The 24,322-nt window shown below is 67.4% G+C and carries 20 protein-coding genes and 4 pseudogenes; 11 read left to right on the plus strand and 13 right to left on the minus strand.

What is annotated here, in order from left to right; all coding sequences use genetic code 11:
• Nucleotides 1-14: 14 nt before the first annotated feature.
• The 7 genes and pseudogenes from OID54_RS33775 to OID54_RS33805 all read right to left on the minus strand — a co-directional run bounded on the left by OID54_RS33775 (nucleotide 15) and on the right by OID54_RS33805 (nucleotide 5,168).
• Nucleotides 15-539, minus strand: a complete 525-nt coding sequence (locus tag OID54_RS33775) for a plasmid mobilization protein (protein WP_329025843.1) — start codon at nucleotides 537-539, stop codon at nucleotides 15-17.
• Between the two features lie 110 nt (nucleotides 540-649).
• Nucleotides 650-883, minus strand: a complete 234-nt coding sequence (locus tag OID54_RS33780) for a hypothetical protein (RefSeq protein ID WP_329025845.1) — start codon at nucleotides 881-883, stop codon at nucleotides 650-652.
• 82 nt (nucleotides 884-965) lie between these two features.
• Nucleotides 966-1,157 carry a hypothetical protein gene (locus OID54_RS33785; protein WP_329027935.1) on the minus strand — a complete coding sequence of 64 codons (192 nt, stop codon included), beginning with the start codon at nucleotides 1,155-1,157 and terminating at the stop codon, nucleotides 966-968.
• 904 nt (nucleotides 1,158-2,061) lie between these two features.
• Nucleotides 2,062-2,497, minus strand: a pseudogene (locus OID54_RS33790) (DUF2637 domain-containing protein); the annotation flags it as partial.
• 487 nt (nucleotides 2,498-2,984) lie between these two features.
• Nucleotides 2,985-3,194 (minus strand): annotated as a pseudogene (locus OID54_RS33795) (WhiB family transcriptional regulator); the annotation flags it as partial.
• Nucleotides 3,195-3,339: 145 nt separating this feature from the next.
• Entirely contained in the window at nucleotides 3,340-4,095 is a 756-nt protein-coding gene (locus OID54_RS33800) for an ATP-binding protein (RefSeq protein WP_329025847.1), read from the minus strand.
• On the minus strand, nucleotides 4,092-5,168 hold the full coding sequence (locus tag OID54_RS33805) for a hypothetical protein (RefSeq protein ID WP_329025849.1): 1,077 nt from the start codon (nucleotides 5,166-5,168) through the stop codon (nucleotides 4,092-4,094). Before OID54_RS33805 ends, OID54_RS33800 begins: the two co-directional genes overlap by 4 nt.
• Before the next feature lie 616 nt (nucleotides 5,169-5,784).
• Here OID54_RS33805 and OID54_RS33810 point away from each other — a divergent pair.
• Complete coding sequence (locus OID54_RS33810; protein WP_329028044.1) at nucleotides 5,785-5,907, plus strand: hypothetical protein; 123 nt, start codon at nucleotides 5,785-5,787, stop codon at nucleotides 5,905-5,907.
• 251 nt (nucleotides 5,908-6,158) lie between these two features.
• Here the strand turns inward: OID54_RS33810 and OID54_RS33815 are convergent.
• The 3 genes and pseudogenes from OID54_RS33815 to OID54_RS33825 all read right to left on the minus strand — a co-directional run.
• Nucleotides 6,159-6,422: pseudogene (locus OID54_RS33815) on the minus strand (hypothetical protein); the annotation flags it as partial.
• A 166-nt stretch (nucleotides 6,423-6,588) separates the two neighbouring features.
• Nucleotides 6,589-7,464: a Vgb family protein gene (locus tag OID54_RS33820; RefSeq protein ID WP_329025851.1), complete on the minus strand. Its 876-nt coding sequence runs from the start codon at nucleotides 7,462-7,464 to the stop codon at nucleotides 6,589-6,591.
• Nucleotides 7,465-7,492: 28 nt separating this feature from the next.
• Nucleotides 7,493-8,398: an alpha/beta fold hydrolase gene (locus OID54_RS33825; RefSeq protein WP_329025853.1), complete on the minus strand. Its 906-nt coding sequence runs from the start codon at nucleotides 8,396-8,398 to the stop codon at nucleotides 7,493-7,495.
• 460 nt (nucleotides 8,399-8,858) lie between these two features.
• On the opposite strand from OID54_RS33825, the gene OID54_RS33830 reads away from it, so the two are divergent.
• Nucleotides 8,859-9,679, plus strand: a protein-coding gene (locus tag OID54_RS33830) for an IS5 family transposase (protein ID WP_329013717.1) whose coding sequence is annotated in 2 segments (ribosomal slippage) — nucleotides 8,859-9,219 and nucleotides 9,219-9,679 — 822 coding nt in all. Because the reading frame shifts where the segments join, the coding sequence is not laid out codon by codon here.
• A gap of 139 nt (nucleotides 9,680-9,818) precedes the next feature.
• Here the strand turns inward: OID54_RS33830 and OID54_RS33835 are convergent.
• Nucleotides 9,819-9,977 (minus strand): hypothetical protein, encoded by a 159-nt coding sequence (locus tag OID54_RS33835; RefSeq protein ID WP_329025855.1) that lies wholly within the window; start codon nucleotides 9,975-9,977, stop codon nucleotides 9,819-9,821.
• A gap of 413 nt (nucleotides 9,978-10,390) precedes the next feature.
• On the opposite strand from OID54_RS33835, the gene OID54_RS33840 reads away from it, so the two are divergent.
• Nucleotides 10,391-10,891, plus strand: coding sequence for an ArsR/SmtB family transcription factor (locus tag OID54_RS33840; protein ID WP_329025857.1), 501 nt, complete (start codon nucleotides 10,391-10,393; stop codon nucleotides 10,889-10,891).
• Between the two features lie 33 nt (nucleotides 10,892-10,924).
• Here OID54_RS33840 and OID54_RS33845 read toward each other — a convergent pair whose 3' ends face one another.
• Entirely contained in the window at nucleotides 10,925-12,190 is a 1,266-nt protein-coding gene (locus OID54_RS33845) for an MFS transporter (RefSeq protein WP_329025860.1), read from the minus strand.
• A gap of 540 nt (nucleotides 12,191-12,730) precedes the next feature.
• Here OID54_RS33845 and OID54_RS33850 point away from each other — a divergent pair.
• From OID54_RS33850 to OID54_RS33875, 6 genes are all read left to right on the plus strand, one after another.
• Nucleotides 12,731-13,597 carry an AfsR/SARP family transcriptional regulator gene (locus tag OID54_RS33850; RefSeq protein ID WP_329025861.1) on the plus strand — a complete coding sequence of 289 codons (867 nt, stop codon included), beginning with the start codon at nucleotides 12,731-12,733 and terminating at the stop codon, nucleotides 13,595-13,597.
• A gap of 449 nt (nucleotides 13,598-14,046) precedes the next feature.
• A complete protein-coding gene (locus OID54_RS33855) occupies nucleotides 14,047-14,967 on the plus strand; it encodes a cytochrome P450 (RefSeq protein WP_329025863.1) in 921 nt (306 codons plus the stop codon).
• Nucleotides 14,964-16,130 (plus strand): cytochrome P450, encoded by a 1,167-nt coding sequence (locus OID54_RS33860; protein ID WP_329025865.1) that lies wholly within the window; start codon nucleotides 14,964-14,966, stop codon nucleotides 16,128-16,130. Before OID54_RS33855 ends, OID54_RS33860 begins: the two co-directional genes overlap by 4 nt.
• A gap of 128 nt (nucleotides 16,131-16,258) precedes the next feature.
• Nucleotides 16,259-17,242 carry an aldo/keto reductase gene (locus tag OID54_RS33865; RefSeq protein ID WP_329025868.1) on the plus strand — a complete coding sequence of 328 codons (984 nt, stop codon included), beginning with the start codon at nucleotides 16,259-16,261 and terminating at the stop codon, nucleotides 17,240-17,242.
• Between the two features lie 138 nt (nucleotides 17,243-17,380).
• A complete protein-coding gene (locus OID54_RS33870; RefSeq protein WP_329025870.1) occupies nucleotides 17,381-18,067 on the plus strand; it encodes a pyridoxine/pyridoxamine 5'-phosphate oxidase in 687 nt (228 codons plus the stop codon).
• 1,097 nt (nucleotides 18,068-19,164) lie between these two features.
• The gene (locus OID54_RS33875) at nucleotides 19,165-19,761 is read left to right on the plus strand and encodes a hypothetical protein (protein ID WP_329025872.1); all 597 of its coding nucleotides are present in this window, start codon (nucleotides 19,165-19,167) and stop codon (nucleotides 19,759-19,761) included.
• A gap of 391 nt (nucleotides 19,762-20,152) precedes the next feature.
• On the opposite strand, the gene OID54_RS33880 is transcribed toward OID54_RS33875, so the two are convergent.
• Entirely contained in the window at nucleotides 20,153-20,803 is a 651-nt protein-coding gene (locus tag OID54_RS33880) for a hypothetical protein (RefSeq protein ID WP_329025874.1), read from the minus strand.
• Between the two features lie 637 nt (nucleotides 20,804-21,440).
• Here OID54_RS33880 and OID54_RS33885 point away from each other — a divergent pair.
• Together OID54_RS33885 and OID54_RS33890 are read left to right on the plus strand one after the other, a co-directional pair.
• A complete protein-coding gene (locus OID54_RS33885; RefSeq protein ID WP_443055730.1) occupies nucleotides 21,441-22,793 on the plus strand; it encodes an APC family permease in 1,353 nt (450 codons plus the stop codon).
• A 289-nt stretch (nucleotides 22,794-23,082) separates the two neighbouring features.
• Nucleotides 23,083-24,118 (plus strand): annotated as a pseudogene (locus tag OID54_RS33890) (NAD-dependent epimerase/dehydratase family protein).
• The last annotated feature ends 204 nt before the right edge of the window (nucleotides 24,119-24,322 follow it).

The raw sequence follows: 24,322 nt of genomic DNA on the forward strand, positions 1-24,322 counted from the left end.
CCGGTGGTGGCTTTCTAGTGTTGGGCGATCAGTCGGTCGGTGGCGTCCTGGACGCGCTGGACTGCGCGTCGGGTGGCGGTGATGGCGGCGTCGAGTTGCGGCTCGGTGGGTTGGGCGCCGGAGTTGAGGGCGCGGGCGATTTGGTTGAGGTTGTTGCCGACCTGGCCGAGGTGTCGGCGGGCGGCGAACAACTCGGTCACGGTCTCGCGTTGTCCGGCGATGGTGGCGGCGGTGTGGTCGAGGTCGCGGGCGGCGGCGAGGCCGGCGCGGGCGAGGAACGCGGGCAAAGTCGTACGGGTGCGCTGCGCGGCGGCGGTGAGGAGGGCCTTCTCTTCGTTGTTCAGGCGGACGCTGCACACATGCACACGCTTGCGGTCGGGCGGTTTCGGCGAGCGCTTACGCGAAGGGTTCTTCGCGTCTCGGCGCTGACGGCGCGGGGTTTGCTTCTCCGGCTGCGGTCCGCCCTCGGTCGCTGCCTCCCGGACCAGTGCCCCCCGGCGCTGGTCCACACCCGCCAACCCCGGGGCGGGCTTGGCCAAGACGCGCTTCCCCGACGGGGAAGAGTGTCTTGGCCGATAACTTGCTCGCGTTGGGGTCGAGTTGGAGCCCGGCGAACCCTCGTCGGTGAACCCGGTCGTGTTCGGGTGCGTCATCGGATGCGGGCCTTGCTGGTGCGTGCGTGGAGCTGGATCCTGGCGGCCAGTTCGACCACGGCCGGTCCGTCGAGGACCCGGACGGGGGAGGCGGGGGTCGCCTGGACGAGCCACTGCCCTGTGGGGACGGGCAGGGCGGTGTGCAGGAGGCGGCGGCGGACCAGGACCTCGGCCCAGGCGTCGGCCTCGGCTGCTGTAGGTGCCGTGGTGCGGGTTTTTCGGGGAAGCATCGGGGTGTGACCTCCGGGTGGGGGGCGGTGCTCCGGCGTTGTCGCCGGAGCACCGCTTCAGAGCACGGGAGTTAGGCGGGTTTCAGCCGCATTCGGGGCAGCGCTCGTAGTGTCGGTTCAGGGCCCGGGCCATGGCGCGCTTCGCGCCGGCGGAGTGCTTGGCGCTGACCTTCCCCGAGGGTGTGCCGTGGTGGCGTTCGGAGTGGTTGCGCAGGTAGGTGATGTCCTGCTCGTAGCCGGTGCGGATGCGGGTGAACCGTTGGCAGGTCTTCATCGGATGCTCCTCGTGGCGGTGGTGCCGGTTGTGCCGCGCAGTCGCTGCAGGACCGGGGAGAGGTTCTCGTTGCGGATGGAGATGCGCTGGTCGCGCATGATCTCCCTGAGCTGGACGCGGGTGATGGCTTCGTTGCCGTCGCGTTCCAGCACCGTGGGGACGTGGGGGTGGATCAGGGCGACGATGTCGTCCTCGGAGAAGCGGGACCGTGAACCCCGGCCTTTGCGGGACCGTCCCCCGGTCCCCTTCCGCTGTGCTTTCGTCGCGGTCCCCGGGACCGCGCGGGGACGGACGCTGCTCCGGCCGTCGGCTACGGGGGCGTCGCCCCGGTCCTGTTCGGTTCCGGGGACCGGACGGGTCGGTGCCTGTGCCTGCTCCTGGGGGACCGTGAGGGGACGGACGTCCTTCCCGTCGGTTGCGGCTGTCCTGTCCGTGCGGTCCCGGGGACGCTCCTCGTCGCTGGGTGCCGGTCCCGACGGCGTCACGGCGTGCAGGTCCCCTTCCCCGGTCTCCAGTTCTTCGAGCGGGACTGGGCCGTCTGCCAGCGGCTTTATGTCGGGGACCGTGGTCCGGTCCCCGGCGGGGTGGTGTTCCGGCCTGGTCCCGTGAGACGGGCGGCCAGCACGGTCCCGGATTCCGGTCCTCGGTGTCCCCGGTGTCCCCGGTGCCAGTGTCCGGTCCCGGGGACAGGACGGCATCGTCCCGGATTCGGGTCCCGTTCCGGTCCCCGCGGGACGGTCCCCGTCGGGTGGGGTATCCGTTCGGTCCCGGGGACCGGTCCCGGACCGGGGCGCGGGGACCGGCTGGAGTTCCCGGTCCCCGGTGCGGTGGGTGGGGACGGTTCCCGTCTGTGGTCCCCGGTCCCGTTCGGTCCCCGTGGCGGTGCTGGTGGTGTGGGGGTGGTGGCGGGTGATGAGGATGTAGAGGTGGACGGCGCCGGCGAGGGCGAGTGGGGCGAGGGTGGACAGGATGGCGACGACGGTGTCGCCCAGGCGCAGTCCACTGCCGGGCGCCAGCTGTTGGTTGAGGCGGACCGCGTGGAGGGCGTTGGCCCAGATGCTCGCCGTGGTGGCGGTGCCGAACAGGGTCCACACGTAAAGGCGGGCGCCGAAGGGCGCGGTGCGCAGGACGAGCAGGGCGCGGACCCCGTAGGCGATGAACCCGTCGATCACCAGGGGGAAGAGGTAGGTCAGGAATCCGCGGACGTGGATGGCGACGGCCATCTGCTGCAGCGCGTCGTACGACAGGGCGCAGCCGGCGGTGCCGAGGGCGAGGATGGCGAGGCGGTCCCAGGGTCCGACGGGGGCGACATCGTGCGACGCGGTGGTGCGGGGGGTCATGCTCCTTTCCGAGCGCGTCGATCAGCGCATGGGTGTGGATGTGGCCGGGGACCGGTGAGGACACCGGCGGCGTGTCCTGCGCGTCGCCCGATTCCTCGTCGTCGTCCGCCTCAATGTCGGTGCCGTCCTGGTCCTGGGTGTTGTCCGCCGGTTCCGCGTCTTCGGCCTGGTCCTGGTCCTGGGTGTTGGTGTAGAGGTCCCAGTACCGGTCGCGGTCCTCGACGGCGTGGGCGGCTTCGCGCATGAGGTCGCGGGCGTAGTCGAGGTCGAGTTGGAGGGTGTAGGCGAGGCGCTCGGGGGTCCAGCCGCGGACGTGGGCGTGGCGGGTGACGGCCTCGCGTTCGGCGGTGGAGAGGTGTACGTCCCGACCGATGAAGGCCGCGCGGACCCGGGCGTAGTCGAGGCGCTTGCTGATCTTCGCTTGCCAGGCGCGGCGTTCGGTTTCGGTCAGGCCGCCCCAGACGCCTTCCTTGGTGCCGTTGTCGAGGGCGTGGTTGAAGCAGTCCCGTTTGACCGGGCACCGGCCGCACAGGGCTTTGGCCTGGGCGATGGCCTGGTGGTCGCGGGGCAGGGGGAAGAACAGCCGGTCGGCCTGAGCAGGTGCCAGGTTGCGGCAGTGGGCGCGGGCGTGCCAGCTGTGGTCGGCGATCCCGCGCAGCGCGGGCCGGGCGGCGTCGATGGTGGTGATGTAGCGCATGGGGAGTCTCCGGAGTACGCCTCATGAGGCCGTCGGCCGACATGCGTCACCTGTGGGTTGGGGTGCGCGTGTTCGGGAGGCGGGGCGGGCAAGGGGCGTCGGCGTGGGCCGTCGCGCCGGCGGAATCGGTGGGGCAGGGTGCGGGTCAGCGGTGGCTGTAGCGGCGGTCCAAGCCGGCAAGTTGCACCGGTGTGCACATGCCGGACAGGCGCGAGACGTTCCGATCGCCGACCGCGCTCCGCAGATACCGGGGGCCTGCCCCGGCGGGGTCCGGGGAGAGGTTGGTGGTGACGACAGTCGGCAGATGGTTCTCGCCACGCCACGCCAGCAGCCGGAAGGTGACCTCTTCCTTCCATTCGCTCCACTTGGCCGCGCCGAGGTCGTCGAGGACCAGCAGCGGCACCCGCATCGCGTGCCGGAGAACCGCCTCGGTGTCCGTGTCCTGGGCGCGTAGTTGGCCGTAGAGGTCGGCGGCTTTGACGGCGTGCCAGCGGACCGCGCACCCGGCGGCGGTCAGGGACCGGATCGCCCCGAATGCCTGCCGGGTTTTCCCGGTGCCGGTCGGGCCCCACAGCAGCAGCGACGGGCCGGTCCGGATCTCCCGACGCCCCGTCCGCCCGTACTGGGCGTGCCGGTCCCCGGCGTAGGGGGCGGTCGCCGACTCGGCGATGGTCCGCACCCAGGCGGCGACGGCCGGATGGTCGGCGACCGCGTCCCGGTAGTCGGCGGGGATCCGCAGCTGGGCCGTCTCCAGGGCCGGAAGCGGCTGGGGAGCGGGATCGGCGGACAGGCACCGGGCGGGGTCGATGCGGCGGGCGGCGAGCTGGGCGTCGAGGCGGGCGCGTAGCCGCTCGCCGATCGCGGTCTGGGGGTCGGCGGACCGGGTGAGGGTGCGGGTCACAGCGGCCTCCCGAACACGGCGTTGGCGGGCGGAGGGGTCGGGTTGAAGTACGGCTGATAGGCGTTGTCGGGGCTGGCCCAAGGGGCCCCGCCGGAGGCGCTCGAAGCCCCCGCCGCGACGAGGGCGGGTGGGTTGACGACCTCGTTCACCAGGCTCGGCAGCACGCTCGGATGCAGCGCCTTGGCCCGCAACCGGTCCAGTGCGGTGCGAATGTGGTCCGGTTCGAAGCCCTCGTCCAGCAGGGCCTTGAGGTTGCGCCCTAGCTGCCCGATGAAGTTCCCTGGCGGACGCTGGTGGCAGCCGCTGACGTACTCGGCCACCAGTTCCTTCGCCGAGACCCGCTCCAGAGCGGCGTCGGGTGCGGGCGCGGCGCGCCCCCTACGGGAAGATCCAGGATCCAAGATCCTAGATCCAGACGTCGCATCCTCGCGAGGGTGCGACGAATCCTCCACGAATACCGTCTGACCTGCGGTTTCACCAGAAGGCCCCGTGGGGGTCTCCTGATGGTTGATTTCAGAGCCCTCAGCGGCCGGGGACGTTCCGCGGGCGGCCTCAGCGAAAGACCCCGCGAGAGTCGAATCGGGTGAAACCGGTTGATCGAGCCCTCGTGGAAGGTCCGGCGAATCGGCGCCGGACAAGTTGCGGGAGGGCGTTGCCGGCGCGGCGGTGGCGCTCGGATGGGGGGCGGGGCAGGGGCTGGTCGCGTGGTCCGCGCACTTGCGGCTCATCTGATGCTGCGGGCAGCGGGGCAGCCGCGATGCGGACGGACGGTCGATCCGCTGGTGCTTCTCCCAGGTGACGATGTGGAGATAGGTGCGGCCGTCGCAGCCGGTGTACCGGCAGATCAGCCCGGCCCCGGCCAGCTCCTCTAGGTCCCGGGCGACGTGCGCGGGGGTGTGTTCCTGCCGCAGGGCCCACAGGCGCCCTGCGATGATCGCTGCATGGTCGCGGTGGCGACCCTCGTCGTCGGCTTGGGTGAGAAGGCCGATGAAGGTCAGCGTCGCGGTCACCGAGACCGAAGCGATGTCTTCCGACTCCCACAGCTCCGGCTTGATCGTGCGGATCCGTGCCATCAGACCACACTCTCGTCGTGGGTCTCCGACCGCTGGCCGAACGAGCCGGGTATTGGGCAAGCCGGGACGTTCGCCCTTTTGCGCGAAGGGTGGCCATGTAACACTCTCCTTGAAGTGATGCAAGCGACTCGGGGGCCGCCCCCACGGCAGGCCATGGTGGCGAGCGGTCCCCGGTGGCGGAGTCGTAGTGGTGGGCGATGCTTCGCTCGCCCACCACGGCCAGACGGCCGACCGGGCTCGCCCCTGACCTTGGACAGCGAGACGTCACCCATCGGCAGCGTCTGGGGCGCCGTCGCGTCGAGTCGGCGTCCGCCTGCTCACGCACGGCGGCACGTGTATCTCGACCGCGCGAGCGGGAAGTCAAGTCGTTGCCCCGCCTCCCGGTGAACAGCAGGGTCGTGTGTCTCTCGTCCTGTGTGTGGTGCAGAACCGCCCCGCTCTGGCCTTCACATGGGCCCTGGCGGGGCGGTGAGGCGGGGTTTCAGAGGAGTCTCAGCCCGGATCCACCGGCTGGCGTCTGTGGACAACTTCTCCGGGAACGAGGAAGAGCCTAGTGAGCTGCGATGGTGGGAGTTCTTGAGGCTTCCAGCACGCACGATGACAAGGCTCTTCCGAGATGCAATCTTCCCATGCCGCCGTCCATGTCATGGAACGCCTCGGCGAGATCGACGCCGTCGCCCTGGACAAGACCGGAACCTCACCGAGGGGACACCCCGCGTCACCGCGATCCACCCCGTGAACGGCAGCGGACTGGACGAGACCGCGCTCCTTGCCCTCACCGCGGCGGCCGAACACCCCAGCGAGCACCCACTGGCTGTCCAAACCCCGCCACGATCTGCGCTCGTACGCACGCCACCGCGCAGGGCCACGGCGGTTGGCTCGCCTTGGGCCGCACAGGGACTCGGAGTGAAGTGCCCTGCACAGAGACGGCCCTACGGTGTCGTGACACGAACCCTGGTCCATATCCCTGGACCGGGAAGAAGGGGGGCAGGGCGTGTCGATCTCCCAGTCCCATTTCAGCGGTTCCCCGGGGCGGGGTCGGTACAACGCCCGCCCGCCGACGAACCGCCCCAGCTAGGTAGACAGAGCTGCGCCGGTAGCAAGCTCGCCCGACGTCCACCCGGAGACATCGAGGAGTGGTCCGTCCAGCGGTCCGCCGGTCAACTCGACGTAGTCGCGTCCTGGCACCGGGCCCGGGTCTGGGTCGTCATGATCCCTCCCGTAGACCCGCCTTCGCATGATCTGTTCGTCCATGTCCGCAGTCTCCCAACCGCCACCGACACTGCCGGTGAGCCCTCTTTGCCCGCCGGTAGGTTGACGGGATGACTGAGACATGGGGTGGATGGGTGAGCACAGCTACCCTGAGCGTGCTCGAAACGTGTGCGCGGTGCTCCGGAGTGGGAGGTTCTTCGTCCTGAGGCTACGGTTCAAGCCGCGCGACCCCTCCCGTTTCAAGGGCCGCCCACAGAGCGCCGTCGGGACCCAGGGTGATGCCGTGCGGCTCGGACGACGGTGACGGCAGGGTGTACTCGGCGATCTTGCCGCTACCGGTGATGTGGCCAATGCTGTTGGCTCCCCATTCGGTGAACCAGCAGTCACCGGTGGAGGCCGCGACGATGGCGTGGGGTTTGGCCGTGCGGTCAGGCAGCGGGAACTCCTTGACCGCGCCGTCCACCGAGATCCTGCCGACCTGGCCCGCCGCGATCTCGACGAACCACAAGGCGGCGCCGTCGCTGGTGATGCCCACGGGTGCAGCGCTCGGGGTGGGGAGCGGATGGATAGCGATGTCTCCGTGGACAGTGATGCGGCCGATCGCGTTCGCCTGGTTGAGGGTGAACCACAGGGCGCCATCAGGGCCTGCGGTGATCGCCGCGGGATAGGCGCCTGTACAGGGAAGGGCGAACTCGGTGATCTCTCCCGTGCTGGTGATGCGGCCGATCCGGTCGGTGTTCATCTCCGTGAACCACATCGCATCGTCCGGACCGGCGGTGATCCCGAAGGGCCCACTGTCGGGCGTCGGCACGGGAAAGGACTTCGTTTCACCGTCGGTGGTGATGCGGCCGATCCGGTGGTCCTGGGACCGGGTGAACCACAGTGCTCCGTCGGGCCCGGGGGTGATGACCGTAGGGCGACACTCGGGCGAGTCCAGGGGGTATTCGTTGAGTTCGCCGTCGAGGGTGAGGCGCGCGATGCGGCCGCTGTGCGCGAAGGTGAGCCACAGTGCGCCGTCAGGTCCGGCCGCGATGCCGTACGGCCCAGCGCCCTTGTCTGCCACGGACATCTCGCTTACGGCCACAGCAACTCCTTGGAAGGGTGGGGATCAATCAAAGGTTCCCGACCGATGCCGCAGCTCGGTCTCGCACCAGGTCGAGAATGATCGCGGCGAGGTCAGCAGGCCGGGTCATGGGGATGTTGTGGTTCGAGCTGATGTCGGTCAGCCGGCGGTCAGGGGCGGCATCGACGACGGTACGCACTTCGTCGTGCCGCGAGGCGTAAAAGCCATGATCGGCCAGCACGATCGTCATCGGACAGGTGAGGCGGTCGTACACCTCGATGCTCGGGAAGACTTCTGCGTCGGGCTCCACGGCGGTGACAGTCGCGATCTCCTCGATGGCTGGTCGGCGTACCCACCGCTGGCCGCGGCGCAGGAAGGAGCGCCGCGTGACCTCTTCGACAAGTTCGTGCCGTGCTCCGGCGTTGAGCCAGTCCCCTTCGGCCTCCCGCGCGCACTGCTCGACATAGGCATGCATCTTGTCGTCGTTCGTTTCCCAGCCGTAGCGGAACATCGTCCGCAAACGGTCCGCCGCCTCGGTGGTCCGCGCAGCGGCATGCTCGGCGAGTGACGCGTTACGGTCATTGAGTACCATGCCGTCCACGATGCAGAGGGCGGCCGGTTCCACGAGGCCACTGGCGGTGGCAGCCGTCACCGCGTACCCGCCGGTGGAATGGCCCACCAGTACGGGGTGGTCCCAGCCCAGCGCGGTGACGACGCCACCGATGTCTCGCCAGTATTGCTCGGGGCCGGTGGAGTCGAGCTGGGTCTGCCCATGGCCACGCAGGTCGATGGCGATCGGATGACACTCGCTCACCAGATGGGGCGCCACATCCGCCCAGGCGGCGGCGTTGTGTCCGCTGCCGTGGACAAGTAGCACCCCCTCACCGTGGCCGCCGAAGTCCACACCCGAAAGGACCCCGTCCACGACGGGGATTTCGATCTCCGTTCCGATCACCACTGCACCCTGACGACCAGAAGCCAACAAGCGCAACTGCTTTTTCGCAAGAGGTCGGCGCGGGGTGAGGACTTTTTCAGGCCGCCGAGAACGGACAACGCTCCTGCCGCAGTAGATACCGGATTTACTGCGGTGGAGCCCCTCCCGTGATCATCGTGACCTGCGGCGGGCCAAGTCGGCCGCAGGGTGAGGTGTACGCATTTACTGCGGCAGTTCCGGAAGGGTGGAAGGGTGGGACGGGCGCGAGGATCGACCAGTGACCGAACTCGGAGTGGGATACCGCGGCGCGTTCTGGGCGAAGTGGAGAGAACGTGACACTATCCTCGCCGAAGCCGAGAGGCGGAGGATCACCTGACGGCCGGACGTCGGCGCCAGCTGCCCGGTCCAGCCTTAAGAGGAGCTAACAGAAAGCTGTGGTGGAAGCCATGTCCTCTTCCCCTGGCGGATCGTTGGGCGGGGTATGGGGAAGGGGAATGGTCCGCCGTGGGTGGTGTCGGACGACCTGTGGATGCGGGTCGAGCCGCTGCTGCCGGTCAGGCAGCGCCGGTCGTGCAACCCGGGGCGGCTGCCGCTTGATGACCGCGGTTGCCTGCAGGGCATCTTGTTCGTGCTGCACACCGGGATCCAGTGGGAGTGGCTGCCGCAGGAGCTCGGGTTCGGCTCCGGAATGACGTGCTGGCGGAGGCTGCGGGACTGGCACGAGGCCGGTGTCTGGGACCGGCTGCACCAGCTGCTTCTCACCGAACTGCATCGCGCGGGGAAGCTGGACTGGTCCCGGGCGGTGATCGACGGCTCGCACCGCCAAGCCCGTCGGGGCGGCCCAAAACCGGGCCGAGCCCGGTCGACCGCGCCCGGCCCGGCTCGAAGCACCACATCATCACCGATGCCGTCGGCACACCGCTTGCCATCACCCTGACCGGCGGAAACCGCCACGACGTCACCCAGCTACTGCCCCTACTCGACGCGATCCCCCGCATCCGCGGGACCACCGGCCGGCCACGCCACCGTCCCCGGCAGCTGTTCGCCGACCGAGGCTACGACTACGACAAGTACCGCCGACTGCTGTGGAAGCGCGGCATCAAACCAGTCATCGCTCGCCGGGGCGTGCCCCACGGCTCCGGCCTAGGCACTGTTCGGTGGGTCGTCGAGCGCACGAACGCTTGGATTCATGGCTTCCGACGGCTACGGATCCGCTGGGACATCCGCGACGACATCCACGAAGCGTTCCTGAAACTCGCCTGCTGCGTGATCACCTACAGACGAGTCCAGGCATTGTGTTAGCTCCTCTAAGTGAGGAAAGCTACCAACCTCGGGACTCCACCGGCCGCCAGCGCCACCACCTCCGAACACTCTGGCCACGCGAATCATGCAGCCGGGCAGCTGCCGGAACAAAGACGCCCGCATCCCTGTACCCGAACACTCAATGGGCAATGCCATCAGCCGAGGCGCGCTCGGGCAGCCCGTATCGGAAAAGGAGGTGCTCGGGGTATTGGTCGGGATCGGGGGAGCGGTCGTAGCGGCTCGTTTGATGGTGGGGGTCGTAGTAGGCGGACCGGTGCAGCATGACGACGGTCTTCATGCGCGAGGAGTGCCTTCTCGTGGGCCATGTCGGTGAGCCGTGGCCGGGGGGCGTCGCGGTAGAGCGGGCTGCAGGTGAGTTGTTCCACCACGACGACAGCCGCCTGCCAACACACCCGGCGAGCCCGTGAAACTCTGCCACGACGCCGGCCATTTGAGCCTCCCGGTCCATGACTTAAGTGCGCAGCGGTCCGTCCATCGGGCAGAGATACGGGCGCAGCCCTATGCAGGGGACGAAGGCGCATCTGGAGGGCCGACGCATCAACACCAGCATTCACCTACCACGACTTGCCTGCATCCCTGCCTCGGGGAAGTACGCGGTGCGGAGGACGGTGGAGGATGCCTCAGACGATGTGCGCCCATGGGTGGAGCCTGCCCGTAGAGCAGGACGAAGGGACCCCTTAGGCTCGGGCCATGGCCAAACAGCGTCGGGACACCGCCGAGGTACGGGCGAGTGCCCTAGCATCGGGGGTGCGGCTGCGCATCATCCGGCTCACACGCACGCACGCTCTGACGAACAAGGAGCTTGCTGAGCGGTTGGGTAGGGACCCCGCGACCACACTGCACCATGTGCGCAAGCTGGTGGAGGCCGGACTCCTGGAGCCGCAGCCACCTCGCCGCGGGAATCGAGGCGCCCGGGAGATCCCCTATCGCTCTCTGGGCCTCCCTTGGACCAGGGGCCCTCGGAACGAAGGACCCATCGCCGAGGCGATGTTGGAGGCATTTCTCGCCGAGGCGGGTGAGCTCGATATGAAGGACGTCGACCAGGTCCGCTTCGTACTGGATCTCACGCCGGAACGGCGAGAGGAGTACCAACGCCGTCTGGAGAAGCTCATCGAGGAGTTCGATCACGACGACGCCGCCCCGGAAACCCAACGAACGGCGGTCTACATCGCCGTGTACCCGAGTCTGTGATCGTCACCCGTTGACCGGTACGAAGGAAGCGACTCAGATACGGGATGGAACCTCTTCCTCATCCTCGGTTCGAACGACGGGAAACTCCCGCAGCGTGCGCAGGGGGGACAGTAGGAGGGGCAGGGAGGTCAAGGCAAGGGCTGAGCAGGTGACCCACAGGGTGGCCCGGACGCCGATCCAGTTGCCGAGTACGCCGCCCAGCAGACCACCCACAGGCATCACACCCCAGGTGATGAACCGTACGCTGGCGTTGACCCGGCCCAGCAGCCGACCGGGGCAGATCGCCTGCCGGTAACTGACGTTGACGACGTTGAAGACCGTGGTGCCGTAGGCCCGGATGGCAAGACCGAGCACACACAGGACGGTCAGCCAGCCGGGCTCCGCGATGGGTATCACCAGCGCCACGGGTGAGATGACCAGCGGGATCAGCCAGATGGCGCGGGCGGGGCCGATCCACTGTGCACAGCGACCGGCGGTGAGCGCCCCCAGTAACCCACCCACACCACTCAACGCGAGTACGGCGCCGACAGCGCCCGGAGTCAGAGCGAGGTCCCGGGTGAGGAAGAGGATCTGCATCGAGAGCAGCACCGTGATCGCCAGATTGGATAGAGCGGTGGAAACGGTGATGGCCCGCAATGACTTCTCCCTGCGGACGAACCTCAACCCTTCTCTCATCTGCGCGCGCACCCCTGTGCCGTCCTGGCTTCGGGGGCGGGGCTCCGCGCGCCTGATCCGGAGCAGGAGAAGGCCGGCGACTAGGTAGCTGACGGCCGTCGTCAGGGCGGCGGTTGCTGCTCCCACCAGTTGTGCGAGTCCGCCGCCGACGCCAGGACCGACGACCTCGGCGGCCGAAAGGCTCGACTGGAGCCTGGTGTTGCCCTCCATGAGTTGGGGGCGCCCGACCAGAGACGGCAGATAGGACTGGTAGGCGACGTCGAAGAGCACTGTGGCCACACTGACGAGAAAGGCAACCGTCATGAGATGCATAAGTGTGAGCACATCGGCCCAGGCGGCGAGGGGGACGGTGAGCAGTAGTGCGGCCCGCGTGAAGTCCGCCGTCAGCATGACTGGCCTTCGCCGTACGCGATCCACCAACACTCCGGTGGGTAGGCCGATCAGGAGGAAGGCGGCTGTTCCGGCCGCGGTCAGTAACCCCATCTGCAACGGAGACGCATGCAGCGTAGTTGCCGCGAGCAGGGGCAGCACGGTCTGCCCCACATAGGTGCCGAACTGACTCACCGTCTGGCCCGCCCATAGCTGACGGAAATCGTGGTGGAACCAGAGGGAGTCTCGGCGCATGGTTGCTAGCGTAAGCTAAGCGATTGGAGAGTGGCAATCACTTTGCGATGGCAACCATTTCTTCTGTGGTAGGTGCGGAGACTGTTTTCATCACGTGATGGCACTAGGGGTGTTCAGTGATGCCATTCGGCCATTTCCCCCACTCTGCTCATCGCCCTCTGCCGAGAATGGTGGCGGTGGTCGCGACCTGCGTCGATGCCAGGAGAGCGCTCCCTCTGTCGGGGTGAGGCTTCTTCTCGTTCGCGCGAGAGTCAGCCGTCGCGCGAATTTGGCAGATGCACCTACATGTTGCACGTCAGTGACGTGGTCCCTGGTACCCGCCCCGGCGAGATACGAGGGGGGCGGTGTCGGGGCTTGAAGATGTCCGTCCTGCTGTCGCATGAACCTCTCGCTTCACAGGCGCTCTTGTCGCAACGAAGGGGATGCCTGATAGTGAATTTGTATCAAATCTATCCCATTCCTTTGCCGTCATTCTTGGCATGGCAGTCATAGCTCATGCTCGCGCTTCGCGGAATCTGCGACTGGAACGAGGTGGTTAGCGTGACGGAAATTCGGAAGTTTGAGCGCATCCGAATCGAGGTACTGGGATCGCTTCGGCTGGTCACAGAAGCTGATTTGGGCGAGCCAGTTCGACTCACCGCACCAAAGCCACGCCAAATGATTGCCCTGCTCGCACTACAAGCGAACCGAGTGGTTTCCGTTGCAGCGCTGGCCGAGGAATTATGGGGCGACCGGCCGCCGGTGAGTATGCGGACAGCGCTTCAGACGTATGTCGTACAGATTCGCAAGTTCCTGGCCCGTCATCTAGGGCGGTCAACAGAAGTCGTAGCCCACGAGATCCTGGTGACAAAGCAGGACGGCTATCAGTTCAACGTGGAGCGCGGAGATCTAGACGTTCATGAATTTGAGCGCCTCGCGTCCGCTGGTAGTAGGGCATTGGCAGAGGGAAACGATGTCCTGGCCGAACGGCTGCTGACCGCTTCCCTGGACTTCTGGCGGGGCCAGCCGCTTGCAGACGTCCAAGCGGGCCCCCTGCTTGAGCCGGCTGTGGCGTACCTCAAAGAGAGCCGTCTCGCGGTCCTGCAACAAAGGGTAGAGATCAGGCTTCGGCTGGGGCTCCACCATGAACTACCCGCAGAACTCGCGGCCCTGGTACTGGAGCACCCGACGAACGAAGAGTTTCACGCCCAATACATGCTTGCGCTCTACCGATGTGGTCGGTGTGCCGACGCGTTGAATGTCTACCATCGCCTGCGTGAGTATCTGGTGGAGGAACTCGGTATCGATCCTTCGATGAAGGTGCAGAAATTGCATCAGGCCATGCTCGATGCAAATGCGACGCTCGATTGGCGACGGTATCCACGGCTCGACTCAACAGTCCGACAGGGCGAGCGGCCCGCCGCTTGACCGCTCTTTGAGCGCTCTTTGACCGATGGCTGCGATTATCAACGAGTGCTTGAACCCCGGTTCAAGTCACGATGAAACACCAGCCGGACGAAGGGAGTTCATCATGCGTTACGCATACTGATTCTCTAGGTGGGGGCTCCGATCCAGTCGGTGCCCCCACCCGTCACCCCCGGCCGCCGCTGACCCTCCGGAGCAGGTGCGTGATGGATTACAACCCGCTGAGCCCTGCCGCAATTGACAATCCGTACCCCATATACTCCAAACTGAGAGAGTCTTCTCCAATATTCTGGAGCAGACGTATGAATTCTTGGGTGTTGACGCGATATCAGGATTGTCTCTCACTCCTCACCGACGCGGACACCTTCGCTAGCGACTGGGCCAGGGCCGGGCATGAGGAAACGGGCTCCGCTGCCAGCCTTCAGGAGTTGGACCCTCCAGAACACACCCCGGTGAGACGTCTGTTCACCGTGGCGATGCGCAACCAACCGCTCGACCGGATCGGTTCTGATGTCCGGGACCTGGCCGACAAGATCATCAGCCGTCAGTCCAGAAGCTCGGAGAGCTTTGACTTCACCGCCGAAGTGGCCCGCCCCGTCGCTCTCCTCGGAGTGTGTGAACTCCTGGGCATCGAAGAGCCCCCGGTGGATGATTTCGCCGCGCTTGCGGACGCGATGACCCGGGGCATGGACGCCGGACTCCTTCCCGAGGTGCTCGCCCCCGCGCTCGCCGCGCGGACGGAGTTGAACCGCCTGATAGCCCACTGGTTCGACGGCTGCGACGACCGGGGGCTGCTGAGCGAGGTGTTGGCCGGAGCCCAGGACGCGGGGCTGTCGAGGGAAGCGGTCTGGAACAGCGCACGCGTCCTCTTCCTGGCCGGCTTCAGTACCGCCGTCGGCGCTGCGGCCAATGCCGCGCTGGCTCTGGCGACCCACCCCGATACCTGGGATCAGGTGCGTCGATCCGACGTACTGAGCAGCGGGGTGGATGAATTCATGCGCTTCGACGGCCCCGTCCAAGGGACGACCAGGGCCTGTGTTCGGGAGACGAAAGTCGGTGACGTCACCATCAAGCGGGGAGACCTGGTGATGGGGCTACTGGGTTCCGCCAATCGCGACCCGGAGCAGTTCCACGACCCGGATGCCATCGTGCTGACGAGACAACCCAATCGACATCTCGCTCTTGGTTGGGGAATACACGGCTGCTCGGGGGCCATTCTGGCCCGCATCATGATTCGCGCCCTCCTGGAGAGCGTGACCGAGAACCGTGGGCGTCTGTGCCTCGCGGGGGCGCCCGAACGGCTGCCCCGGGCCACCCTTCGCTACCCGGACCGGCTTCCGCTGTCCTTTCACCGACGGGAGACACCGCTGTGAAAGAGCTCCTCGTTCACTATGACCCGCTGGACCCCGACACCATTCGTGACCCCTACCCCACCTATGCGGCGATGAGGGAGCTGAAGGTCCCCTGCTGGAACGAGATCATGAAGTGTTGGGTCATCACCTCCTACGATGAGTGCAGACGCGTTCTTGGCGACCATGAGAACTTTGCGGCGGACTGGCGCCGTGGCGGAGAGTCACTGCCGGACAGCGCGCTGAGTGTGCATTCACTCGATCCACCCGACAGTACGGTGATCTACCGGGAGTTGGCTGCCACCCTGCGCCAGGTCACCACACCAGACCTCTCCAGTCGGTTGCGCCGGACCATCTCCGACAGGCTGCGTGCGCTCTCCGGCCGGGCGGTGGATCTCGTCCCTGACTTCACCGAGCCTCTGGCCTGCTGGTTCCTCTCCGAAGTGCTTGAGGTTCCCTCACTCGACACCCCTGAGATCCGACGCGTGGGTGAGGCCATCCACCGCGCCATGGACGCAGGTCTCGTACCCGAGGCGTTCCAGCCTGGCCGGGACGCGCACCGGAAACTGGCGGCCCTCATCGAGACCTGGGTCGCATCGATGAGCCCGGAGCAGCCGCTGCGCAACCTGGTGGACCGGGCGGCTGACGAGCAGCTGGCGAGGACCATGGTCCTGAACTCAGTCAGGACGTTGATCGCGAACGCGTTCACCTCCCTGCCCGCGTCGCTCGGCACCATCGTGCACGGGTTCGCAGCTGACCCCGAACTCCTCAAGGGGACCGTGGACGAGAAGCGGCTAGACATGGCTGTCCATGAGTTCCTCCGCCATGAATCGCCGTCACAGGGCACGACCCGCCTCTGTGTGGCGGACACGGTGCTGTCCGGGACGAAGATCCGCCGGGGCGAGGACGTTCTGACACTGATCTCCGCGGGGAACCGCGATCCGGCGAAGTTCGATGACCCGGATCGGCTCAGGCTGGCGCGCTGGCCCAACCAACACATCGCGTTCGGGCACGGTCCGCACAGCTGTTCCGCCGCGATGCTCTCCCGCTTTCTGTTGCGCGAGCTGGTGGCTGTACTGGCTGAAGGCGGTGTGTCGATTCACCTCACCGGTCCCGTGACATACAAGTCGGCGGCGACCATTCGGATGCGGGCCACTCTGCCGGGAGTGGTGACGCAGCACGCGTAGGCAGGTGGCCTCGAACACGAGGAGGATCGGCTCGGCACCTCACAGCGACTCCTCGACGGCGTTGCCCTCCCCGCCTGTGCGACTCCCACCGCGCGGTGGACAAGACGGTGAACGAAAGGGTGTGAACCATGCTCGATCAGCCTGTGCGGTCGCTGGGAGCCAGTGACATGCAGATCACCCGGGTGGGCCTCGGTGGTGCCGGTTGGGACGGCTGCGATGACCAACAAGTCATCGACACCATTCGCTACGCCATCGAGCACGGCGTTAACTGGATCGATACGGCGGCGGTGTACGGCCGGGGCCGTTCGGAGAGGTTGGTCGCCAAGGCACTGGCCGGGGTGGCTGCGGCCGACCGGCCCCAGGTGTTCACCAAGTGCGGACACATCTGGGACACGACCGGGGCGTCCAAGGAGTTGCGGAAGGTGGGCAGGCCGTCGAACATCCGGCGAGAGGTTGATGATTCGCTGCGCCGATTGGGCGTGGACCGCATCGATCTCTATCAGATGCACTGTCCCCCAGAGGACGGGACACCACTGGCTGCGTACTGGGAAACGCTGCTGGAGCTGAAGCAGTTGGGCAAGGTCAAAGCGGTGGGTCTGTCGAACCACGGTGTCCGGCAGCTCGCCGAGGCCGAGAAGATGGGACACGTCGACTCTCTTCAACCTCCGTTCTCCGCGATCAGGCGACAGGTGGCGGACCGCGAGATCCCCTGGTGTGTGGAGCACGGCACAGGCGTGCTCGCCTATAGCCCGATGCAAGCGGGTCTGCTCACCGGGCGATTCACCCGGGCCCGTGCCGAAGCACTGGGCGAGGACGACTGGAGGGCGGCCGTCGCTGACTTCCAAGGAGCGAGGCTGGAGCGCAACCTTGCCCTCGCCGACTCGTTGCGGCCCATCGCCCGACGGCACGGTGTCGGTGTGCCGTCCGTGGCCATCGCATGGACCCTGAGCTGGCCGGGTGTGACAGGGGCGATCGTGGGTGCGAGACGACCCGAGCAGGTGAACGGTTGGCTCTCCGCTCTGCACCTCGAACTGACGGCGCAGGACCTGATGGACATAGCCGACGCCATAGAGCGCACGACAGCGGGTTCGGGTCCCGTACACCCGGGCTGAGAACCTCCGACCTGGCGCATATCGCGTGAGAGTTGGACTGCTGTTGGCGCGTACACCATCACGTGGTGCCCTGCCGTGCCGCAGTTCCTCGATAGGGTTGAGTGCATCGCTGTCACCAATGCCGAGCAGGGGTGGGCCATGAGCGGAAGCGACGATGCAGGGGCGACCGGGAGCGTGCGGGAGTGGTTGCGCGGCCTGGAGGTGTTCGCGGGCCCGCTGGCGGACTTCGACCCCGGTGATGCCCCAGCCGAGCCGGTCGCATTGTTCCTCGGCTGGCTGAGGGAAGCGATCGCTGCGGGTGTGCCCGACGCCCATGCCATGACGGTGTCGACGGTCGGTCAGGACGGCGGCCCCGATGCCCGGGTACTCATCCTCAAGAACGTCGACTTCAACGGCTGGCAGTTCGCCGCCCACGGCAACAGCCCCAAGGGCCGCCAACTGGCCGACCTACCCCGTGCCTCGCTCACCTTCTACTGGCCACTGCAAGGCCGCCAGGTACGGGTACGGGGCACAGTGGAACCCCAGACTCCCGAGCAGAGCGCCCCCGACCTCCTGGCTCGCGCACCCTCCGCCCGTGCCGAAGTCCTGGTTGGCCGCCAGAGTGACCATCTCGACAGTCCCGAAGAGCGCGACCAGGTCCTTGGTACGGCACTCGCTCGCATCGAGGCGGAACCCACCCTCGTCAGCCCCGCATGGACGCTCTACACCCTCATCCCGGTGGAGATCGAGTTCTGGCAGGCCGACAAGGACCGCATCCACAAGAGGCTGCGCTACGAACGCTCTGACCACCACGGCTCCTGGCAGCGCCATCTGCTCTGGCCGTAACCCATGACCCGACAGGGCCCACCTCCACGAGATGCTCGGTGCCGGGTCGGTGAGATGGGGCCCGAACCGTCGTTTGCTGGGGATGTGATACCGCGACGCTGCGGCGGGCGGTTCTCCTCCTCGCTCGTACGCCAGCGGCCCAGCAGGAGACATGTGTGCCGGGCGTGAGGGGCAGCCGACAGGCGACCGTTCGCATATTCCTCCTGGTAGGGGTTGCGGCGACCCCCCTTCCGGGCGAATACATGAGTGAGGGGGAGAGGTGACGGGCTGCCGGGTAGCGCACTGTTCCGCAGAACCAGCGCCGTACCGTCCGCGGGGTCACCCGGCAGGAGTGGCCGAAGACCTGTTCGCCGACCCGGTTCAGCTCCACCGCCAGCGAACCGCTCGTGTACCCGTGCGAACAAAGCAGCTCTTCCAGGGCGGTGTTGCGTCGGCTAGGTGTCCACTCTCCTGGGTCGGCGGCCCGGGCCGGCCTGCCCGGCCAGCTCCGGGCCGCCTCCCTCACGACGCGGCGCCCGGGGGAAGGCCACAGCACCGCGCCTGAACCGGTCCCGCAGCGACCGGCCGATAGCCATCCTTCCCAACGGGGACAGTGACAGCGCCCGCCCCGGCCCCTGGACACACCGGGTGTCACCGCCCTAGCTCAGCGCCAGCCCGGCAGAGAACATATCGGTATGAACTTTGCGTCCCTGAGTTTGATCGCCTCCGGGACTCCCCTGCTCGTCGACCTGCACGGCGCTACCGGCCCGGTGTCGTCGTCGGGAGGGGCCACCTGCGCTTGGCGGAGTACTTCGAGTTCGGTGCAAAACACAATGAATGGCGCGATGCGCCCCTTCCGCCGCGCCTGGGTTCCGTTCCGAGCCCGGCGGGGCGGGCGCTACGCAACAAGGGACAGGCCGGTATCGGTGAGCCGTCCAAGAACAGGGCGATGAGCCAAGTCAATAGTTCGGGTCTGCCACTGCGTCAACGCCCCGCGCGAACGGCGGGGAGAGCCGGCGGGCACACTGTCAAGGTAGATCCATCCCCGCAGCGCGGGGCCGACGCCAGCGGTGCATACGCGGAGCCCCACGGGTAATTTTAGGAACGGAGCAGACGTCGTGAGTGATGCAACCGGGCCAGTGCGCACATACCGCCTCCTGCACGGCAAGCGGCTCGTGATGGGACTCAGGGGCGAACCGGGGGTGCTAGTAAGCACCTCAACCCCGCCGCCGCTGCCAGGGGCTGCACCGGTCACGCATCCGTTCGCCACTGCGACGTTCCACGTGGCCGAATGCGAGGGCGAGCTCGGAGCGCTCCTGCGCGAGGCATCCGATCTTCATGCATTCCTTGACGCTGCCGAGCGTTCCGGCTACGCGGTCGAGGCGGTCGAGGACCGCACGGCACCATTGCCATCTGCCGCAGACGGCAGCGACGCGGCATCCGAGGGCGTCGACCGGCTCATAGTGGTGGGCAGAGCGTACTTCGCTCAGCTCAGGACCGACCCGGTGCTGAACGTCGTTGAGCTGCCCGACGGGCTCGGCGTCTGCCTCGTGCACGCTGTACGCGGCGGAGGCAAGATCTACGTTGCACCCGACGAATCTGCGCTGTTCGCGGGGTCAGCGGTCGACTTCGAGACGGGCCTCGACGCGTTCCGCGACGGCGCCCGCACGCAGTTCGAGAAGTTCGACAACAACGGCAGCGGTACGCAAGGGTGACGCCGCCGCCCTTGCCTGGGCTCCGCTCCTTGACGCAGAACATGGATTGCGTTTGCCGGAGCCGAGGTGGTCGGTGATCCCGACCACCGACCGGACAGCGGCAGCCACTTCGTCAGCGGCTGAAGGATGCCCCTTCATCTGTCAGCCGAAGGTTCTCGGCCTGCAGCCCGCACCACCCAGTCGTGGATCAACTGACCGTCAACCGTCCTCGGCTGCTTCGGCTCTGTCGTCTCGGCGGCCTCGGTCACGTGCTCACTGGACACCGATGAATCTTCCTGGATCAGGGATTGCACCGGACACTCAGGGCCACCGAGGAGGAGACTGTGGCGGAGGAGCGGGGGGCGGGGCGGCCCGTCCGCGTAGGCGGCGGGGCCTGCCACCACAGGCACGATCAGCCCGTGAGGAACGCGCCCTCGGAGCAGGGGCGGCAGACGAACACGTAGCCCAGCTGGCCGCCGAGGTTCATCGCGGTCTGCCGGTCGATCCCCTCCTCCAAGTGTGCCGCAAATTCCGTCGTGCCGGAGCAGGAGGGGCACCCGGGCAACCGGTCGTCGTCCAGGTAGGAGGGGCTGCCGCCGAGCGATCCGAGCACCTCGCGTTGCTTCCCGAACCGCTCGCCGGACTCCCGCTTCCACCCTGAACGGGCGAGGTCGTATGCGTCGAGCGGGAGATCGTCGCCGCTATTCTCCTCGGGTTCGAGCGTCACGACCCGGGTCGTGATCGCCGACACTGCGGGCAGCAGCGTCACGCCCTTCTCGGGTACGGCCACCGGTACCAGTCCCGCGGACGGGAAAAGAAGGACCCGATTCGCCCCGGAGGTCGCGTCCCACAGCTCGCAGGCGCCCGGATCGTTCTGGCACACGAACACCGACAGGACGCCGTACTCGACCGGCAGATGCGCGAAGAACTGCATCGGCCCACCGCAGTAGTCGCCGCACACCGGCCAGGTGAACCCCTCGGGGGCCAGCGGCACACCCCCGGTACGTGGCACGTCTGCGTCGGGCGCGGCCGTGCCGTCGTAGATCATCAAAGTTGCCTGCATGGAGGAAGGCTACGGGCAGTCGGCGGTCAGGCTACGGTCCAGGTTGGACATGCCTCCGACGGCTGGGGCAGCCGGCGTGACACGGACGTCACAGTGCTGTTGGACTGCACGCCCCTGAACCGGGCTCGCCCTCCTCGATCAAGCATCCGGCTGGTGGCGGCGGAGGCAACCACGGCCCCCGCTCCAGAAGGCGGCGGAGATGCGGCGGCACCGGAGCTTTGACAATCGGGCTTGCCGGACCACGCTCCGGGAAACAGGCCAACATACCGCTGCTGACGTGTACCAACCCTATCTCCGGTGCGCCCCCCATGGGGGGCGCGTGTTCATACTCAGTTTCTTGTCCACAGTTAACGCAACGCATGTCTCACCCCCGCTCCTGGGCCGAGCACCGCAAAAGCGGAGCCTAGATTTCCTGGGGCTCGCGCAGCCCCACTACTTGGTCGTCGACGTTCCCCGGGCGGTTCCCCGGGCGGCGTCGCCGCAGCCGGTGGACTGCACGCTCATGCCCCCGGTGGCGGTGTCCTCTCAGTGAACGTTTGACCGGCAGCCGCCTGCCGTGAACGCCAGCCGGGCACTACGTTGTGACACGCAGACCGCCGCCCGCGGTGAAGTGTGCGGCTATCCGAGGTCTACCGTCATGTCAGGTGGAGGGCCGGGTATACGGCTCCTCGTGACTACTCCCTCCACCACGCCCGACACGCCGACGGCATTCAAGAAGGTTCTGACCACTCCACTGTTGTACTTCTTCATTCTCGGAGACGTCCTCGGGGCAGGTGTGTACGTGCTGGTCGGTCAGGTCGCGGCCGACTCCGGAGGTGCCGTCTGGGCGCCCTTGATCGTGGCGTTGTGCCTGGCTCTGCTGACAGCCGCCTCGTACGCCGAGTTGGTCACCAAGTACCCGCGTGCCGGCGGAGCGTCCCACTACGCAACTCTGGCTTACGGACCCTTCGCCGGGTTCCTCGCGGGATTCTGCATGCTCGCCGCCGGCGTCGTATCCGTGGGTGCGCTGGCCCGCGGGTTTGGCGGCGACTACCTGGCCGAGTTCATCTCCCTCCCCGTAGTGCTCGTCGCGGTCGTCTTCCTGACAACGCTGGCGCTGATTAACGCACGAGGCATCAGCGAGTCGACACGATCCAACGTGGTCGCCACGGTCACCGAGGTGGGCGGCCTGCTTCTGGTGATCGGCCTCGGCACGTGGGTCGTGCTCCGCGGCGACGGCGACATGTCCAGGCTGACGGACCTGGGCACCACGAATCAAGGACCGACAGCAGCCCTGCTCAGCGGAGCGGTGCTGGCCTACTACTCCTTCGTCGGATTCGAGACCTCCGTCAACGTTGCGGAGGAAACCCGAAACCCCCGGCGCTCGTATCCAACGGCGCTCTTCGGCGCTCTGATCACCGCAGGCGCGGTGTACGTCCTGGTCGGCGCAGCCGCAGCGGCGGCCGTACCGACGGCCGAGCTGGCGGATTCGAGCGGACCGCTACTCGAAGTAGTTCGCGTGGCCGGCGGCGTTCCCACCGAAGTCTTCAGCGCCATCGCCCTGGTCGCCGTCGCCAACGGCGCACTGCTCACCGGCATCATGTCCTCCCGGCTGGCCTACGGTATGGCGCGGGACGGGCTCCTCCCATCGTTCCTTGCGAAAGTACTACCCGGCCGCCGCACCCCCTGGGCGTCGATCGCCGCCACCACTGCTCTCTCCCTGCTCCTCGCACTCACCAGCGACGTCGCCACCCTCGCCTCGACTCTTGTCCTGCTCCTTCTGGTCGTCTTCTTCCTCGTCAACACTGCGGCCCTCGTGCTGCGCCGCGATTCGGCACCGGGGGACCACTTTCGTTCCCCGTCCGTCGTTCCGGTACTCGGGGCGGTGTCCTGCCTCGTACTCGCCACGCAGATCGATGGCGAGGTGTGGCTCAGAGGACTATCCGTGCTCGCCGTGGGTGCAGTCTTTGGGATCGTCGCAGCAGTACGCCTGCGGCGGCACCGCCCCTGATGACCTTCCTGGCGCACCTCGATGGTACGAACGGGCTGCCCAGGGTCGACGTACCGGGCAGGTCCGGTATGCGCCGCGACGAACTCCTCCACGCCCTCACCCACACCTGACGTGGCGGCACTGCTGATCTGCCCGAGGAAGCTCGGGCGGTTCCACCGGATCGCTCTCGGCGACGGTCCCGTCATCCGGGGGCATCGCTGGGGCTTTTACCTGCCGTCGGGCGGGGGACCCATGAGTGTTCCCGGCGGATGCCTCCAGCTACGCCGACGTCGAGGAAGGAGAGCCAGCGATGAGCAGCGACGAGGGTCTGCGGGTGGTGGTCACCGGGGCGACTGGAAACGTGGGCACCAGTGTGGTGCGAGCGCTGGCCGCCGACCCCCGGGTCGGTTCCGTGGTGGGCCTCGCCCGCCGCATCGCGCGTCTGGAGGTGGCCCGGACGCATTGGGCGGCCGTCGACCTCAGCACGGAAACCGCCCCAGCAGAACTGACGCGGCACCTCAACGGAGCTGACGCGGTCATCCATCTGGCCTGGCGCTTCCAGCCCACCCACCGGCCCACCGTCACCTGGCAGAGCAACGTCCTCGGCTCCCTGCGCTTGTTTGAGGCGGTCGCTGCCGCCAAGGTGCCGGCCCTGATCCACGCCTCCTCCGTCGGCGCCTACTCACCGGGCCCAAGATGGAGCCCGGGGTCGGCGAGACCTGGCCCACGCACGGCTGGCCGGACGCCGCCTACTGCCGCGAGAAGGCATACCTCGAACGCGCTCTCGACACCTACGAGCACCGACACCCACACATCCGCGTCGTGCGGATGAGGCCCGGGTTCCTGTTCAAGGAAGCAGCCGCGAGCGAGCAGCGCCGTATCTTCGCCGGGCGCCACCTGCCCGGCCCCTTGATCCGGCCCGACCTGCTCCCCTTCCTCCCCGGCCTGGACGGCCTGCGGTTCCATGCCCTGCACACCGACGACGCCGCAGATGCTTACCGCCTCGCCCTCCACCACGACGTCAACGGCGCGTTCAACCCTGCCGCCGACCCGCCCCTCGACACCGGCAACCCTCGCCAGGCTCCTGGGCACACGCACCGTGCGCGTCCCCCGGGCCGCCGCACGCACTGCGCTGTCCGCCGCCTGGAGGCTCCACGCCGTACCGGCCTCCCCCACCTGTTCGACGCGGTACTGCGCCTGCCACTGATGAACACGGCACGAGCCCGCGACGAGCTCGGCTGGACACCCCGGCGCTCGTCCACCGACGCACTGAGCCAGTTCTGCGCGGCGTACGCCACGGAGCCGGAGAAGACACCCCGCCGCTCCAGGGGCACCAAGCGAAATGAACCGTGTGGCGCGGGCGATCAGGGAACTGAAGGGGTGGCGCGTTGAGCTGGACTGCCGTGCTTGTTCCCCGGTCGGCGGCGTTGCCCGCCACAACCGGCGGGACCCTGCCCGCCGGTGCGAGGTGTCGCTGTATCAACGGTGAAAGCCGATGCCTCGAGTCAGGGCCTTTCGCCGGGGTCGGGCACTGAAAGCAGCTTGGTATC

This window comes from Streptomyces sp. NBC_00690, assembly GCF_036226685.1.
Classification (GTDB): Bacteria; Actinomycetota; Actinomycetes; order Streptomycetales; family Streptomycetaceae; genus Streptomyces.